This is a genomic window from Leucobacter tenebrionis (assembly GCF_019884725.1).
Taxonomy (GTDB): Bacteria; Actinomycetota; Actinomycetes; order Actinomycetales; family Microbacteriaceae; genus Leucobacter; species Leucobacter tenebrionis.
This window is the reverse complement of the sequence record NZ_CP082322.1, coordinates 2172968-2188365: the sequence shown is the minus strand read 5'-3', so window position 1 is coordinate 2188365 and position 15398 is coordinate 2172968. Positions and strand designations below refer to the sequence as shown.

Annotated in this window: 13 protein-coding genes; 6 read left to right on the top strand and 7 right to left on the bottom strand. The window is 71.8% G+C overall.

The window, feature by feature from the left end; genetic code table 11:
• Window positions 1–3 precede the first annotated feature (3 nt).
• From KVY00_RS10175 to KVY00_RS10160, 4 genes are all read right to left on the bottom strand, one after another.
• Window positions 4–813, bottom strand: a complete 810-nt coding sequence (locus KVY00_RS10175; RefSeq protein ID WP_255572592.1) for a response regulator — start codon at window positions 811–813, stop codon at window positions 4–6.
• Window positions 810–2357, bottom strand: coding sequence for a sensor histidine kinase (locus KVY00_RS10170; protein WP_223042854.1), 1548 nt, complete (start codon window positions 2355–2357; stop codon window positions 810–812). The genes KVY00_RS10175 and KVY00_RS10170 overlap by 4 nt, the downstream gene beginning before the upstream one ends.
• Window positions 2358–2456: 99 nt before the next feature.
• The gene (locus KVY00_RS10165) at window positions 2457–3329 is read right to left on the bottom strand and encodes an ABC transporter permease (RefSeq protein WP_255572591.1); all 873 of its coding nucleotides are present in this window, start codon (window positions 3327–3329) and stop codon (window positions 2457–2459) included.
• Window positions 3326–4336, bottom strand: coding sequence for an ABC transporter ATP-binding protein (locus KVY00_RS10160; RefSeq protein ID WP_223042853.1), 1011 nt, complete (start codon window positions 4334–4336; stop codon window positions 3326–3328). Before KVY00_RS10160 ends, KVY00_RS10165 begins: the two co-directional genes overlap by 4 nt.
• Window positions 4337–4603: 267 nt before the next feature.
• On the opposite strand from KVY00_RS10160, the gene KVY00_RS10155 reads away from it, so the two are divergent.
• Entirely contained in the window at window positions 4604–5647 is a 1044-nt protein-coding gene (locus KVY00_RS10155; RefSeq protein WP_223042852.1) for a threonine aldolase family protein, read from the top strand.
• A gap of 148 nt (window positions 5648–5795) precedes the next feature.
• Here the strand turns inward: KVY00_RS10155 and KVY00_RS10150 are convergent, their stop codons facing one another.
• The gene (locus KVY00_RS10150) at window positions 5796–6422 is read right to left on the bottom strand and encodes a LysE/ArgO family amino acid transporter (protein WP_223042851.1); all 627 of its coding nucleotides are present in this window, start codon (window positions 6420–6422) and stop codon (window positions 5796–5798) included.
• Between the two features lie 362 nt (window positions 6423–6784).
• On the opposite strand from KVY00_RS10150, the gene KVY00_RS10145 reads away from it, so the two are divergent.
• Complete coding sequence (locus tag KVY00_RS10145) at window positions 6785–7669, top strand: LysR family transcriptional regulator ArgP (protein ID WP_223042850.1); 885 nt, start codon at window positions 6785–6787, stop codon at window positions 7667–7669.
• Between the two features lie 116 nt (window positions 7670–7785).
• Here the strand turns inward: KVY00_RS10145 and KVY00_RS10140 are convergent, their stop codons facing one another.
• Complete coding sequence (locus KVY00_RS10140; RefSeq protein WP_223042849.1) at window positions 7786–9162, bottom strand: TRAP transporter large permease subunit; 1377 nt, start codon at window positions 9160–9162, stop codon at window positions 7786–7788.
• Window positions 9163–9304: 142 nt separating this feature from the next.
• Window positions 9305–10936, bottom strand: a complete 1632-nt coding sequence (locus KVY00_RS10135) for an amidohydrolase (protein WP_223042848.1) — start codon at window positions 10934–10936, stop codon at window positions 9305–9307.
• A 94-nt stretch (window positions 10937–11030) separates the two neighbouring features.
• On the opposite strand from KVY00_RS10135, the gene KVY00_RS10130 reads away from it, so the two are divergent.
• The 4 genes from KVY00_RS10130 to KVY00_RS10115 all read left to right on the top strand — a co-directional run bounded on the left by KVY00_RS10130 (window position 11031) and on the right by KVY00_RS10115 (window position 15315).
• Window positions 11031–11705, top strand: a complete 675-nt coding sequence (locus tag KVY00_RS10130; RefSeq protein ID WP_223042847.1) for a TetR/AcrR family transcriptional regulator — start codon at window positions 11031–11033, stop codon at window positions 11703–11705.
• An 86-nt stretch (window positions 11706–11791) separates the two neighbouring features.
• Complete coding sequence (locus KVY00_RS10125) at window positions 11792–12565, top strand: cyclase family protein (protein ID WP_223042846.1); 774 nt, start codon at window positions 11792–11794, stop codon at window positions 12563–12565.
• The gene (locus KVY00_RS10120) at window positions 12565–14394 is read left to right on the top strand and encodes a thiamine pyrophosphate-binding protein (RefSeq protein ID WP_223042845.1); all 1830 of its coding nucleotides are present in this window, start codon (window positions 12565–12567) and stop codon (window positions 14392–14394) included. Before KVY00_RS10125 ends, KVY00_RS10120 begins: the two co-directional genes overlap by 1 nt.
• A complete protein-coding gene (locus tag KVY00_RS10115; protein ID WP_223042844.1) occupies window positions 14395–15315 on the top strand; it encodes an AEC family transporter in 921 nt (306 codons plus the stop codon).
• Window positions 15316–15398 lie beyond the last annotated feature (83 nt).

Below are 15398 nucleotides of genomic sequence, written 5' to 3'. Positions count from 1 at the left end.
CTCTCAGATCACCCCGAGCTCCATGGCGCGGATCACCGCACGGGTGCGGTCGGAGACCCCGAGCTTCTCGAAGACGTGCAGCAGGTGCGTCTTCACGGTCGACTCCCCGATGAACAGGCGCTGCGCGATCGCCGGGTTGCTCAGGCCCTCGGCCACGAGCCCGAGGATCTCGGCTTCCCGAGCCGTCAGGCGCGGCTGGGGGTCACCGCCTGAGTCGCCGGCCCCAAGCCCCTCTCCCCCGTCAGGCTCTCCCCGGTCCCGCTCGCGCGCGGTCCCGCGGGCGGCGAGCGCCAGAGCCGCCGCGACCGAGGGGGCGAGCACCGTCTGCCCGGCGGCCACCGCGCGCACCCCCGCCGCCAGCTCCTCCGCGGGAGCGGCCTTCACGAGGTACCCTCCGGCGCCCGCCTCGATCGCCGCGAGAATCTGGTCGTCGTCCTCGTACGTCGTGAACACGAGCACCCGCACCGGGCGATCGGCTGCGGATCCGTGCCCACTCGCCGAACCGTGACCACTCGCCGCACCCTGACCATCGGCGGCCGCGGGACCGCCTTCAGATCCACCGCCCTCGGAGGGCTCCCGGCCCGGGGCGGACCCGCGGTGCTCCGCGATCAGGCGGGTCGCCTCGACTCCACCCATGCCCGGCATGCGCAGGTCCATGAGCACGACATCGGGCTGAGCTTCGCCCACGAGCTCCAGCGCCTCCTCACCCGACGAGGCCTCCGCGACCACCTCGAAGTCGGGCTCGGTATCGAGCAACCCCACGATGCCCGCACGCACGATGGGGTGGTCGTCGACCACCATCACTCGGATCATGATGCCCCGCCTCTCTGCTGGGCCGCGCCCTGCACCCCGGGCTGCGCCTCGCCCTGCATGCCGCGCCGCGCCTCGCCCTGCGCCCCGGGCCGAGCCTCATTCTGAGCCCCGGGCGGAACCTCATCCTGAGCTCCGGGCCGGGCCGCACCCTGCATGCCGGGCCGAGCCTCATTCTGAGCCCCGGGCGGAACCTCATTCTGAGCCCCGGGCCGGGCCGCACCCTGCTCCCCGTGCTGCGCCTCGGCACCGGCATCGATCCTCACCTCGAGGCGCGCGCCGCCGAGCGGCGACTCCCCGAACGCGACCGCACCGCCGACCCCGCGCACCCGGTCGGCGAGACCGCTGAGCCCGAACCCGGCGGTCGCCGAACCCCTGGCCGCCTGGAACCTCTGCGCTTCGGCGAGGCCTTCCTCACCCGCCGAAGCCGCCGCACCCGGAGGCCCCACGCCGTCGTCGTCCACACGCAGCAGTGCACCGCCTCCCGGCTGCGCCTCGAGACGCACCAGCACCCTCGACGCATGCGCATGCCTGCGCGCGTTCGCCAGCCCCTCCTGCGCCGCGCGCAGCAGCACGACCTGCCGCTCTCGATCCAGCTGCACGGGCTCGAGTTCGCACTCCACGTCGAGACCGGTGTCGGCCCGCAGCCGGCCCACCACACGCGAGATCGCAGCCTCGAGCCCGCCGTCGCCGAGCGGCTGCGTGGTCGCGACCAGGGCCCGAGCCTCACCCACAGCCTCCCGGGCCGCCGAGTCCACCCGGGCGAGGCGATCCCGCGCCCGAGCCGTGTCTCCCGCGGCGAGCGCACGATCAGCCTGCTCGCTCAGCATCACGAGGCCGGCCAGCGTCTGCGTCAGCGTGTCGTGCAGTTCGCGCGACAACCGCTCTCGCTCAGCCGACGCGCCCGCCTCCTGCGACAGCTCGGCGACCTCCGCCTGCGAGGCGCGCAGGCGCTCCGCCAACTCGCGGTATCGCTCGCCCTGGGCGAAGATCCGCGTGATCCACGTGCCCATCACGACCGCGAACACGAACGACAACGGGCCCGAGAACATCGCACTGAGCAGCCCTGCCCCGGGGCTGACGACCGCGATCCCCGCGAACATCGACGCGCCCACGGTCACCGCGACGCCGGCGCTCCACAGCACCGCATCGCGGTAGCGGGCGACGAGGGTCCACACCATCGGATATGCGAGCGCCTGCAGCAGCGCGAACATCGGCTCCGTGAAGACCGCCCAGCCGATCGCGACGAGCAGCAGCCACCGGAACACCGTGCCCGGAGCGCCGACGGCCTCGTCGAGTATCGCCCGCCGCAGCGCCGTGCGCCCGACGACGCAATACAGAACGGCGAACCCGGCGAGCGGCGCCAGCAGCAGGCCGCGGCGCGCCGCCACCTGCGTATCGCCCGCCCACAGCGGGGAAGGGTCGTGCACCAGGAACTGCGCCATCAGCACCAGCACGGCGAGCATCATCGCGACGCCGAGGTCCCACCACAGCACGACGGAGCCCGCGGGCCTGTCGGCGGTCGTCTGCTCGCGCTGCGTGTTCATGGATTCACTTTCTCATGCCCCTGTGACATTCATGACCGCGGCGAGAATCTGCAGAGCCCAGAGCCCAGAGCCCAGAGCCCAGACCCGACCGCCCTCGGCTCACGTGCGCCGCTGCCACTTGAAGGTGAGGAGGCTGAGCACCAGTCCCACCACGAGCCACGCGGCGAGCAGCAGGGCGACGAGGCCGAGATCCCAGCTCCCCGAGGGCTCCGTCGCAGCGAAGCTCTCGGGCAGGAACACCGAGCGCATTCCCTGCGCGAGCCACTTCAGCGGGAACACCGACGCGATGTTCTGCAGCCACTCCGGCAGCATCGTGAACTGCAGGTACACGCCCGAGATGAACTGCAGCAGCAGCACGATGGGCAGCACCACGGCGGTCGCGCTGCGCGACGAGCGCGGTACCGCCGAGAGCGCGATCCCGAGCAGCGTCATGGTCGCGATCCCGAGCAGGAACAGCCATGCGAAACGCAGCCACAGCTCCGGCTCCGAGGGCAGTTCGACGCCCAGCACGAGCGCCGCGAAGGCGAGCAGCAGCGCGAGCTGCGCGAGCGACGTGAGCAGGATCATGCCGGCCTTGCCGATGAAGTACGACACCGGCGAGATGGGCGTGCCTCCGAGCCGCCGCAGCCATCCCTCGCCCTTCTCGCGCGCGATATCGACCGCGAGGTTCTGCACACCCGTGAGCAGCACACCGGCCGCGACCATGCCGGGCAGGTAGTACGCGGCCATCGTGACTCCGGGGGCGATCTCCCCCATCGACTCGAAGGCGACGCCGAAGATGCCCAGCATCATGATGGGGAAGAGGAAGGTGAAGAAGACGGTATCCGGCGCGCGGTAGTAGGCGCGCAGTTCGAGCGAGATCGACGCGAGGCCGGCCCGCAGCACGCCGGGGGCGCCGGAGCGTCGGGGGGATCGCGGATCGCCCGCCGCGAGCGACGCTGCGTCGGCGGTGGCGGTTGCTGGGATGGTCATCGTTCCGCTCCGTTCGTGGTCGATGGGGCCTTGCCCTGAGATCTGGCGCTCGGCTGCTCCTGCGCGGGGTGCTGCGGCCGGTCGCTCCGATCTCCCGGCGGCTCCTCACCCGCATCGTGCTGGGAGCGCTCGATGAGCCCCAGATAGATCTGCTCGAGCGACGGTCGCCGCACCTCGAGGTCGGCGGGCTCCCCGCCCGGCATCCCCGCCGCCGCGGCCTCCTCGCAGAGCCGCGCCACGAGTCGGCCCGGCGCCTCGGTGCGCTCACGGCGACGGACCCCTGACGCGTCGCGCCACACCACCTCGGGCACGCGCGCCCCCGCACCGCCGAGTTCGGCCGGCGGTGCCTCGGCCACGATCCGCCCGCCCGAGAGCACCCCGACGCGGTCGGCGAGGTGCGCCGCCTCATCGAGGTAGTGGGTGGTGAGCAGGATCGCGGTGCCCTCCCCGGTGAGGCCCGCGAGCATGTCCCAGAATCGGCGCCGCGCCTCGGGGTCGAAGCCGGTGGTCGGCTCGTCGAGGAACAGCAGCTCGGGCCGCCCGACAATCCCGAGCGCCACATCGAGCCGCCGCTGCTGCCCGCCCGAGAGCTTCGTCGCCCGCTTGCCGGCGTGCTCAGTAAGCCCGACCAGTTCGAGCACCTCGTCGGTGCCGCGCGGATCGGGGTACAGCGCGCCGAAGTGCGCGATGAGCTCGCGGGGCGTGTACGGGCCAAGATCGCCTGTGTTCTGCGCGACGATGCCGATCCTCGACCGCCACGACCGGGGCGCGCTCAGCGGCGCCTCGCCCAGCACGCTGACCTCGCCCGAGTCGGGGCGCCTGATCCCCTCGAGGATCTCGATAGTGGTGCTCTTGCCGGCGCCGTTCGGGCCGAGCAGGGCGTAGGTCTCGCCCGCCGCGATGTCGAGGTCGATGCCCGCGAGCACGGTCTGCTCCCGATACCGCTTCGCGAGCCCACGCACCCTGATCGCCTCGGATGAGCGCTCTCGGTTCAGATGCTGATTCATACTGCCAGTCTGGAGGGCGAGGCCGGGCTCGGGCAGCGACCGGTGGAGGGATCTTCGCGGGGCGGTGCATCCACCGATCGGTGGATGCACCGCCCCGCGCCGCGACCAGTCCCACGCCACGCCCCGCGAAGCGACCAGTCCACGCTCCGGTAGGAGATCCTGTTCCAAGCGGGCGAGATCGCGGATTTCCTCCTCCCCGGATCGCGATCTCCTACTTGGGGAGGCAAGAGCGGGCATAAGAGGCAAGAGCGGGCATAAGCTGAACCGGTGACCGTCGATACCACCCCCGCCTTCGCCTCCGACAACTGGGCCGGCGTGCACCCCGAAGTGCTCGACGCGATCGCCCGGGCCAACACGGGCCACGCGCCCGCGTACGGCGGCGACCCCTGGACCGCGCGCTTCCAGCGGCTCGCGAAGACGCTCTTCGGCGAGGACGCCGAGGCGTTCCCGGTGCTGAGCGGCACCGGTGCGAACGTGCTCGCCCTGCAGGCGGCGCTGCCCCGCTGGGGCGCGGTGATCTGCGCGAGCACGGCGCACATCAACACCGACGAGACGGGTGCGCCCGAGAAGACCGGCGGGCTCAAGCTGCTGCCGGTCGAGGCGCCCGGCGGCAAACTCACACCCGAGCTCGTGGCGCGCGAGGCGTGGGGCTGGGGCAACGAGCACCGCGCCGAACCGCTGGCGGTCTCGATCACGCAGTCGACCGAGCTGGGCACCTGCTACACGCCCGACGAGATCCGGGCGCTCGCCGACCAGGCGCACGAGCACGGCATGGTGCTGCACCTCGACGGCTCGCGGATCGGCAACGCCGCCGCGGCGCTTGATTTGTCACTGCGACAGCTCACGAGCGACGTCGGAGTCGATCTGCTGAGCCTGGGCGGCACGAAGAACGGACTGCTCGGCGCGGAGGCCGTGGTGGTGCTGCGATCCGGATCCGCCCCCGGCCTGCCCTATCTGCGCAAGATGAACCTGCAGCTCGCGTCGAAGATGCGCTTCGTGTCGGCGCAGCTACTGGCGCTGTACGAGGGCGACCTGTGGCTGCGCTCGGCGAGACACGCGAACGCGATGGCGGCACGGCTCGCGGCGGGGCTCGAGGGGCTCGCGACCGAGGGATCGGGGATCGGGATCGCGCACCCCGTCGAGGTGAACTCCGTGTTCGCGACGCTCCCCGCCGAGGCGGCCGAGCGGGCGCGGCAGCGGTTCGCCTTCGGCGCGTGGCCCACGGAGCCTGGGCTCTACCGGCTCATGTGCGCGTTCGATACGCGCCCCGAGGACGTCGACGCGCTGCTCGCCGCGCTCGCGGAGGACTAGGCGGATCGGATCGCGGCGCTCCCGAGCCGCCCCACCCCTCGCCTCCCCTGCATCCCAACGGCACCTATCGACCTTCGAGCACCTTCTTCACGCGAAACGAGGTGCTGCTACGTCGATCGGTGCGCGAGGATACGCGTAGGCCCGCCCCTTACACTCCCACCCCGCCGAAGACGAGCCTGGCCGCGATGACCAGCATGATCACGGCCACGATCCAGTCGAGCACCTGCCACGACCGCGGCGTCGCGAAGAAGCGGGTGAGCGCCCGCGCGCCGTACCCGAGCACGAAGAACCACACGATGCTCGCGAGCGCGCCGCCCGCCACGAACCACCAGCGGGCGGGGTCGCCCTGCGCGTTGCCGATCGACCCCATGAGCACCATCGTGTCGAGGTAGACGTGCGGGTTGAGGTAGGTGATCGCGAGGCAGGCGAGGATCGTGCGCCTCAGGCTTCCGGCTCGCGATCCCGCGTCCCCCTCGCCCGCGACGAGCGCCTCGGGCCGCATGGCCCTGCGCGCCGCAGACCACGCGTACCAGAGCAGGAACACGACTCCGCCCCAGCGCACGATCTCGAGCAGGATCGGCGCCCGCTCGATCACGAGGCCGATGCCGGCCACTCCGAGCGTCTCGAGCAGCGCGTCGGTGAGCCCGCAGATGAGCACGACGGGCAGCACGTGCTCGCGGCGGATCCCCTGGCGCAGCACGAAGGCGTTCTGGGCGCCGATGGCGACGATGAGGGAGAGGCCGCTGCCGGCGCCGACGAGGAGGGGGAGGATCACGCAGTCGACGTTACGGGCGCGGGGCTTCCGGGCGCCACTTCAGAAGCGCTACAGTTTCTGAAGGAGCATAAGCTGTGCTTCATGTCGTGGCGGGGCATCCTGTCTCACGGAGGTCGCCCATAGTTCGGATGTCACCCGTCTTTCGGAGCTGATCCCGGTGATCCGATCCGAAAGACGGGTGAGATCCGAAGTTGTGGCCAGAGCGCGCGGAGGACAGGGCGCAGGAGGCAAGGCGCAGGGCGCAGGGCACCGGAGGCAAGGCGCAGAGGACAGCGCGCAGGAGCAGGGCGCAGGAGCAAGAGCAGGGCGCAGGGCACCGGAGGGCACTGCGCAGAGGGATCAGAGAATGAGGAGAGGCGCACATGGACCTGCCGGTCGAGCATCTCGCGACCTTCGCGGCCATCGCCGACGAGGGCAGCTTCGAGGGCGCGGCCAGGCGCCTGCACATCACGCCCTCCGCCGTGAGTCAGCGCGTGCGCGCGATGGAGCAGCGCGTCGGATCGGTGCTGCTGCGCCGCACCCGGCCGGTCGAGACGACGGAGGCGGGAGCCGCCGTGCTCCGGGCCGCGCGACAGGTGGCGCGGGTGCTCGACGACGTCGCGGTCGAGCTGGGCGCGGGCCCCGCGGGCGGCACACTGATTCCGATCGTCGTCAACGCCGATTCGCTGGCGACCTGGTTCGTCCCCGCGCTGGTGCGCGCGGCCCGCGAGACGGGCGCGAGGTTCGAGGTGCTGCGCGCCGACGAGACCGTATCGACCGAGCGGCTACGCAGCGGCGAGGTCATGGCCGCGCTCACGGCGACCGCCGAGGCGGTGCCCGGGTGCACGTCGAGCCGCATCGGCGTCGACCGGTACCGCGCGGTGGCGTCACCGGAGTTCGTCGCCGAGCACTTCCCGCACGGCGTCACAGCGGCCGCGCTCGAGGCCGCACCGGTCGTCGAGTTCGACCGGCACGACATGTTCCAGCAGCGCTTCATCGAGCGCGTCACCCGGGTCGCCATCGATCCGCCGCGCCACTTCGTGCCGTCCTCGGCCGAGTTCGCCCTCGCGGTCGAGCTCGGGTTGGGCTGGGGCATGCTGCCCCACCTGCAGTGCGCCGACGCTCTCGCGGAGGGACGCCTGGTCGAGTTGACGGCGGGATCACCCTTCGAACTGCCCCTCTACTGGCAGAGGTGGAACCTTCGCTCCCCCGTGCTCGACCGGCTCTCGGCCGTCGTCGCGGAGGAGGCCGCGACCGCTCTGGGCTGAGCTCGTCCGCGCACTCTGCGCACCGGATCGGGCTGCCCGGACCCCGACACCCGGCCCCCGACACCCGGATCCGGCCCTGCTCCCGCGCCGCCCGCTACCTGCTCCCGCGCTACCCGCTACCCGACCGTCGCGAAGCCCGCGATGAGGTAGGCGATGAGGCTGAGGATCGCGGCCGCCCCCGCGTAGGGCAGGATCGACAGCATGAGGTTCAGCGGTTTGACGCCGACCGACTTCGAGGCGAGGATGATCCCGTCGCCGTAGAGGCAGGTGGTCGACCCGAGGGCCGCACCCGAGAAGACCGCCGTGCCGGCGAGCACCGGGTCGACTCCCACCGCGATCGCGAGCGGCAGCACGACCGGCGTGATGACGGCGGCGAGATCCCAGAACGCCCCGGTCGCGTAGGCGTAGACGCCGCAGACGAGGAACACGATCGCCGGCAGCAGCGCGCCGTGCATCACCGGCTCGGTCGCGCCGATCACCCATTCAGCGAGCTGCAGGTCCATGTTCATCTGCTGCACCATGAACGCGAGCACGAACAGGATCATGACGTATCCCATGCTCATGATGCCCTCGAACGCCTGCTCGAAGACGTCGCGGATCGTCATGCGGCGCTGCGCGAGATACAGGATGATGGCCACGACCACGGCCGCCGCGGAGCCCTTGACGATGTCCACCTCGGTGAGGATCGTCACGGCGACGAGCGTGACGATGGGAATCAGGAAGTTGAACGGCAGCGGTCGCTTGCCCGCATCCTCGGGCTCCGCGAGCTCGAATGCCCGCTCCTCCTCGGTGAGGCCCTCGGGCAGGGTGTCGCCGGTGCGGTCGACGCGCAGCTGCTCGCGGCGCAGCGGTCCGACGAGCGGCAGCAGGCCGAGTGCGAGCAGCAGCCCGATCGCGAGCGCGAACCAGCCGAAGAAGACGAACGGGAGGCCCTGCACGTACGCGCCGAATCCGGAGCCGTTCACCGTGACGCCGTCCTGCTCGAGCAGGGCGGCGAAGAAGACCGCCCAGGTCGAGAAGGGGATGATGACGGCGATCGGGGCCGAGGTCAGCTTCACGAGAGATCCCACGAGGGTGCGCGGCACGCCGTAGCGGTCGGTGACACGCTTCATCGAGGTGCCGACGGTGAGTGCGTTGAGGTAGTCGTCGATGAAGAGCGCGACCGTGAGCAGCCAGGTGAGCAGCAGCGACTTGCGGCGGGAGTTCACGAAGCGCTCGGTCCACCTCGCGAAGTCCGAGACCGCGCCCGAGGCGTTGAAGTATGCGATCAGGATCCCGAAGAGCACGACCACGAGCGCGAGCCAGTGCACCGTCTCGTTGGAGAGCGACGCGCCGAAGGTGGCCACGAGGGTGTCGAAGAAGCCCCACCCGCCGAGCAGGATCGCGCCGACGATCGTTCCGGAGAGCAGACCGAGCAGTGCGCGCTTCGTCAGCACTGAGACGAGAAGGACGGTGACGACCGGCAGGATCGCCAGTGCGGTGTTCTGGATCATGGGTGTCTTTCGAGAGGGGGCAGCGATGCCGCGGGGTTGGATCCTGCGAGGCGCTCGCGCAGGGTGACAGGAGGGGCGTTTCGCCGTCGTGGTGCGCGAGCGAAGCGGGTCGCAGCATCCCGCAGCACGACGGGGGCGGGGATCAGGCGGAGTGCTCCTCGCGCTCGCCGTCGAGGTAGGTGGCGAGCACCGGGAGGTCGACGAGCTCCCCGGCTGGGACCGCGACGGGGTCGTCGGCCCAGATCGCGAGGTCGGCGCGCGCTCCCTCGCGGATCACGCCGAGGTCGGCGTCGCCCTGCGCGAGCGCGGATCCGCGGGTGTAACCGTGCAGCGCCTCGGCCGGGGTGAGCCGCTCGTGCGGTTCGTACACGAAACCGTCGGCGTCGCGGGGGTCGCGCCTGAGCACCGACCAGGCGAGACCGAAGCGGGCGTCGAGATCGGCGATGGGCCAGTCGGAGCCGAGCGCGAGCGGAGCCCCGGCGCGCAGCACCGATCCGGCGTTCCACCCGCGCGCCGCACGCTCGGGTCCGAGACGCCTGGCCCACTCGTCGCTGCCGTCGGGGATGCGCCACTGCATGTGCGGGAGCTGCATCGAAGCCGTGATGCCGGTCTCGGCGAGCCGCGCGACGTCGCGGGGGTCGAGGCACTCGAGGTGCTCGATCCGATGCGGCGCCCGGCCGGCGGCCCGGCAGCCGACGGCCTCGTAGGCGGTGATGGTCTCACCGACCGCGCGATCCCCGATCGCGTGCGTCGCGATCTGGAATCCGGCATCGGTGAACTCCCGCACGGCGGCGACGAACTCGGACTGGTCTCCCCAGAACCCGCTGAGCCCCGCACCGTCGACGTCTGGCTCGTAGAGCCACCCGGCGCCGGTGTCGATCACGCCGTCGGCGTAGAGCTTGATCACGCCGCCCCGCCAGCGGTCTCCGCCGCGGTCCCGCTGCGCGCGGATCGTCGCCCGCTCGGAGGGGGTCGACGAGGGCTTCACGTCCATCGCGCTCACGATGCGCACGGGCAGCCCCGATCCCGTGGCGTCGAGCGCCTCGAGCAGATCCAGCGTGGCGGAGTCGCCGTCCATGATCGTGCCACCGGTGAGCCCCGAGCGCCGCATCCTCGCGAGGGTGGCCCGCGCCGATGCGAGCGTCTCCTCCCTGCTGAGCTCGGGCATCGTCGCGAGGAGCGGCTGGTAGGCGCTGTCCTCGCGCAGCTCGCCCGTCGGGCGCCCGGAGGCGTCGACGACGATCTCGGAGCTGTCGTCGAAGGAGCGCGGCCCGGTGATCCCGCCCCGCAGCAGCCCGGCGGTGCTCGCGAGCGCCGTATGGAAGTCGAAGAAGAAGAGCAGCGCTGGGAGCCCGTCGACGGCCTCGTCGATCAGTTCCGCGCGCAGGGTCTCGCCGTCGAAGGCGGCGTAGTCGAGGTTCCAGCCGCGCACCCATCCGTCGCTCGTCTCCCTGCGGACGCGGGCGGCCTCGCGGCGCAGCGCCTCGAGCAGTTGTCGGCGATCCGCAATCCCGCCGAGGTCGATCCCCTGCGTGAGTTCGACGCCCTGGATGGGGTGCATGTGCGCGTCGATGAGGCCCGGCGTGACGGTCGCGCCGCCGGCATCATCGATGCGGGTTCGGGATCCGCGGAAGGCCTCGGAGATCTCGTCGCGGCCTCCGACGCCGAGGATCCGCCCGCCCGAGATCGCTATCGAGCGGGGCGCGAGGTCGTCGTCTCCGGGCACGAGCGAGCGGATCCTCGCCCCATCTATGATGATTTCGGCTGGCGTCATTGGCGCGATCCCTCTCCCCTTCGGCGTCCGCCCGAAGAACCAGTGTTAATTTACGCGCATTCAATTACGGTCGCAACACCTCACCGGAAGGCCCATGTCCCCCGAACCCGACGCACGACGCCCGGCCGGCCGCCCGCGCGCCGCGATCCTCTCGCGCGACCGGATCCTCGAGGCCGCGTTCGCGCTCGCCGATGAGCGCGGAGGCGACTTCACCCTCGCGGCCCTCGCGCGCGCCCTCGGCGTGCGCCCGTCGGCCCTCCATCACTACTTCTCGAACAAGGACGACCTCGTCGCGGGCATGCGCGGGCAGCTCACGCTCCGCGTCGGCGACCCCGGCTTCGGCGACCTCCCCTGGCACGAGGCGATCCTGCCCTGGGCGCGGAGCTACCGGGAAACCCTCGGCAGGCACCCCGGCATCATCGCCGCGCTCGCGACGCTGCCGGTCGACGGCGAGCCCGAGTCGATCGCCGACTACGACCGCATCGCCCAGGCGTTCCGCCGGGACGGCTATCCCGAGCACCGCATCGTGCCCGCCATCGTCGCCGTCGAATCCTTCATCATCGGCTCGGCGCTCGACGCGCTCGCCCCCGACGACAACCTCCGGCCGTCCGACGGCGCCTCACACGCTCCGACGCTCGAGGCCGCGGAGCGGGCCGCGCGCCGGCACTCCGCCGAGCAGGGACAGTCTCCCGCGACCGCCGCCTTCGAGTTCGGCCTCCGCGCGCTCGTCTCGGGCCTCCGCGCGGCGGCGAGCGCCGAATCGGAGTAGCGGGCCCGGTGCTGCGCGGCCGCGACTCCCGCTCCGCGCCGCCGCGCAACGATACGCTGGGAGCGCACGCTCGACGAGGAGGATCCATGTCCCTTATTCCAGAACTGCTCGGCGCCATCGGCTCGGGATCACTACGAGTGGTCGATCTCACGAACAAGCTGCAGGCCTCGACGCCCACGCTGCGCCTGCCCGAGCCCTTCGCGAACCTCATCGACTTCTCGCTCGAGACGGTGAGCGCGTACGACGAACCCGGCCCGTTCTGGAAGCACGCGAACATCCACACCGGTGAGCACATCGGCACCCACATCGACGCGCCGATCCACTGGATCAGCGGCCGCGACGGGCACGACGTCTCCGAGATCCCTCCCGCCCGCCTCTTCGGGCCCGCCGCCGTGCTCGACTTCTCGGCCGAGGCGCAGGCCGACAACGACTTCCTGCTCGACGTGCACCACATCGAGGCGTGGGAGGCCGAGCACGGCGCGTTCGAGCGCGGCACCTGGCTGCTGCTGCGCACGGGGTGGGATCGCTTCTCCGATTCGCAGGAGGCGTTCCTGAACGCCGACGAAACGGGCTCTCACACGCCGGGATTCACGGCCGAGTGCGCCGCGTGGCTGGCCGAGCGCCCCGAGATCTCGGGGGTCGGCGTCGAGACCGTCGGCATCGACGCGGGTCGCGGCGCCGAGCTCGATCCGCCGTTCCCCGTGCACTACCACCTGCTCGGCGCCGACAAGTACGGCATCACCTCGCTGCAGAACCTGTCGCTGCTGCCGCCGAAGGGCGCGGCGATCGTGGTCGCGCCGCTGCCCATCGTGGGCGGCACGGGCAGCCCCGCCCGCGTGTACGCCCTCGTGGAGGCTTGATGCGGCCCGCAGCACCGGAGCCGGATGCGCCCGACCCGGCGGCATCCGACGCGGCGGGATCCGACGCGGCAGCGCCCGAGCCCGCCGGCGCCGATCTCTCGCCCTCACGTCTCACCGTCGCCGACCTCGTCGGCCGGGCGCTCGCCCGACTGGGCGCGGGACACTGCTTCGGAGTGGTCGGTTCCGGCAACTTCGCGGTGACCAACGCGCTGCGGGAGGCGGGTGTGCCGTTCACCGCCACGAGGCACGAGGGCGGCGCGGCCACCATGGCCGACGCGTTCGCGCGCATGTCGGGCACGGTCGCGCTGGTCTCCGTGCATCAGGGCTGCGGCCTCACCAATGCGGCGACCGGGATCGGCGAGGCCGCGAAGAGCCGCACCCCCGTGATCGTGCTGGCGGCCGAGGCCTCGGGGGCCTCGGTCGGTTCGAACTTCTCGATGGATCAGCCGGGGCTCGCGCGCTCGGTGCTCGCTGACTCGCACCGGGTGCACTCGGCGGCGAGCGCACTCGTCGACGTGGTGCGGGCCTTCCGCGCGGCGCGCGACGAACGGCGCACCGTGGTGCTGAACCTGCCCCTCGACGTGCAGGCGCAGCCGGCGCCCGCCGATGCGCTGCGCGCCCTCGACACGCTCGCCCCGCCGCCGAGACCCGTACCTCCGCGGGCCGACGCCGACGCCGTGACGGCGCTCGCCCGGCTGATCTCCACCTCGGAGCGGCCGGTCATCGTCGCCGGGCGCGGCGCGCGCGGGGCCGGCCCCGAACTGCGGGCGCTCGCCTCGGCGGCCGGCGCGCTGCTCGCCACGTCGGCTGTGGCGAAGGGGCTGTTCGCGGGCGACCCGTTCGACCTGGGCATCTCGGGAGGCTTCTCGTCGCCTCTCTCCGCCGAGCTGATCTCGCGGGCCGACCTCATCATCGGTGCGGGGTGCGCGCTCAACATGTGGACCATGCGGCACGGGCGCCTGATCGGCCCGGATACCCGGGTCGCGCAGATCGACCTCGAGGCGTCGGCACTCGGGGCGCAGCGTCCGATCGACCTCGGCGTGCTGGGCGACGCGGCGTCCACCGCCACCGCGGTGCTCGAGGAGCTCACGCGGTTCGGTCACGATCCCGAACCCCGCTACCGCACCCCCGAGGTCGCAGCTCGCATCGCGGCCGAGAGCCGATGGAGCGATGTGCCGCTCGATCCGCCCGACCTCGGCGGCCCCGCGAGAGGCGCCGCCGAGAACAGCGCCGCCGAGACCCGCATCGACCCGCGCGTGCTCAGTCGGGAGCTGAACCGCCTGCTCCCGGCCGAGCGCATCGTCTCGGTCGACTCGGGCAACTTCATGGGCTACCCCTCGGCCTACCTCGACGTGCCCGACGAGTTCGGCTTCTGCTTCACTCAGGCCTTCCAGTCGATCGGGCTGGGCCTCTCCACCGCGATCGGCGCGGCACTCGCGCGGCCCGACCGGCTGCCGGTGCTCGGCACGGGCGACGGCGGGCTGCTCATGGGCATCGCCGAGCTCGAGACCGCGGTGCGGCTCGAGCTGCCCCTGCTCGTCGTGGTCTACAACGACGACGCGTACGGAGCCGAGGTCCACCACTTCGGAGTGAGCGACGACCCGGACTTCGTCGCCCCGGATCTGGGCGCCGTCACCTTTCCCAGCGTCGACATCGCGAGCATCGCCCGCGGTTTCGGCGCGCAGGGTGCGACGGTGCGGGAGGCCGGCGATCTCGAAGCCGTGCGCCGATGGCTCGAGTCGGGTCCGACGAGTCCGCTCGTGCTCGACGCCCGCATCGCCTCCGACGGGGGCGCGTGGTGGCTGGCCGAGGCGTTCCGGGGCCACTAGATGCTGGGGGTGCTGCAGGGCTTCGCGCTGATCCTCGGGGTGATCGGAGCCGGGTATCTGACCGCTCTCTTCCGCGTGGTCGAGGGGGATCAGCGGCGCGTGCTCAACAACGTGGCGTTCTACGTCGCCACCCCGGCGCTGCTGTTCACGGTGCTGAGCCAGAGCGACCCGTCGGTGATGCTCTCGCCCGTGATCCTGGTGACGAGCGCGGCCGCGATCATCGTGGCCGCTGTCTTCGTCACCGCGTCGCGCCTCTGGTTCAAGCGGGATCTGGCGAGCACCACGCTCGGCGCGACGTGCTCGGGCTACGTCAACTCGAACAACCTCGGGCTGCCGGTGGCCGTCTACATCCTCGGTGATGCCGCCTACGTGGCCCCGCTGCTCCTGGTGCAGCTCGTGGTGTTCGCACCGGCGGTCCTCGCCATCCTCGAGAGCACGCGCGGCAACCAGCGCGGGTTCCTGGTCGCCCTGGGGCGCGCGATCTCGAACCCCATCATCATCGGATCGATCGCGGGCCTCGTGGTAGCGCTCCTGGGCTGGTCGATCCCGCAGCTGATCATGGCGCCGCTCGACATGCTGGGGGCCGCCGCCATCCCGATGGTGCTGCTGAGCTTCGGGATCTCGCTGCGCGGGCAGCGCGCACTGCAGCCGGGCACGGGCCGGGCAGCGGTGTTCGCCGCCAGCGGGCTGAAGGTGCTGCTCATGCCGCTCGTCGCCTGGCTGCTGGCAACGGCCTTCGGGCTCGACCCGCACGAGGTGTTCGTCGCGACCACGATCGCCGCGCTGCCGACCGCGCAGAACGTCTACAACTACGCCGCCACCTATCGACGCGCCGAGACCGCGACCCGCGACACCGTGTTCCTCACGACGTTCGCGTCGCTGCCCGTGATCGCGCTCGTCGCCTGGCTGCTCGGTTCTTGAGGCGATCCCGGATCCCGCGATCCCGCAACCCCGCGACGCCTGGGACACCCGCCGCGCCCCCGCCCGCGACGCCCGCGATCCTC

Bases quoted from the DNA above. Each gene is read 5' to 3' on its own strand.
- KVY00_RS10175 (WP_255572592.1), bottom strand. From the start codon at position 813: ATGATCCGAGTGATGGTGGTCGACGACCACCCCATCGTGCGTGCGGGC.
- KVY00_RS10145 (WP_223042850.1), top strand. From the start codon at position 6,785: ATGGACCTGCCGGTCGAGCATCTCGCGACCTTCGCGGCCATCGCCGAC.
- KVY00_RS10165 (WP_255572591.1), bottom strand. From the start codon at position 3,329: ATGACCATCCCAGCAACCGCCACCGCCGACGCAGCGTCGCTCGCGGCG.
- KVY00_RS10120 (WP_223042845.1), top strand. From the start codon at position 12,565: ATGCGGCCCGCAGCACCGGAGCCGGATGCGCCCGACCCGGCGGCATCC.
- KVY00_RS10135 (WP_223042848.1), bottom strand. From the start codon at position 10,936: ATGACGCCAGCCGAAATCATCATAGATGGGGCGAGGATCCGCTCGCTC.
- KVY00_RS10115 (WP_223042844.1), top strand. From the start codon at position 14,395: ATGCTGGGGGTGCTGCAGGGCTTCGCGCTGATCCTCGGGGTGATCGGA.
- KVY00_RS10130 (WP_223042847.1), top strand. From the start codon at position 11,031: ATGTCCCCCGAACCCGACGCACGACGCCCGGCCGGCCGCCCGCGCGCC.
- KVY00_RS10160 (WP_223042853.1), bottom strand. From the start codon at position 4,336: ATGAATCAGCATCTGAACCGAGAGCGCTCATCCGAGGCGATCAGGGTG.
- KVY00_RS10140 (WP_223042849.1), bottom strand. From the start codon at position 9,162: ATGATCCAGAACACCGCACTGGCGATCCTGCCGGTCGTCACCGTCCTT.
- KVY00_RS10125 (WP_223042846.1), top strand. From the start codon at position 11,792: ATGTCCCTTATTCCAGAACTGCTCGGCGCCATCGGCTCGGGATCACTA.
- KVY00_RS10170 (WP_223042854.1), bottom strand. From the start codon at position 2,357: ATGAACACGCAGCGCGAGCAGACGACCGCCGACAGGCCCGCGGGCTCC.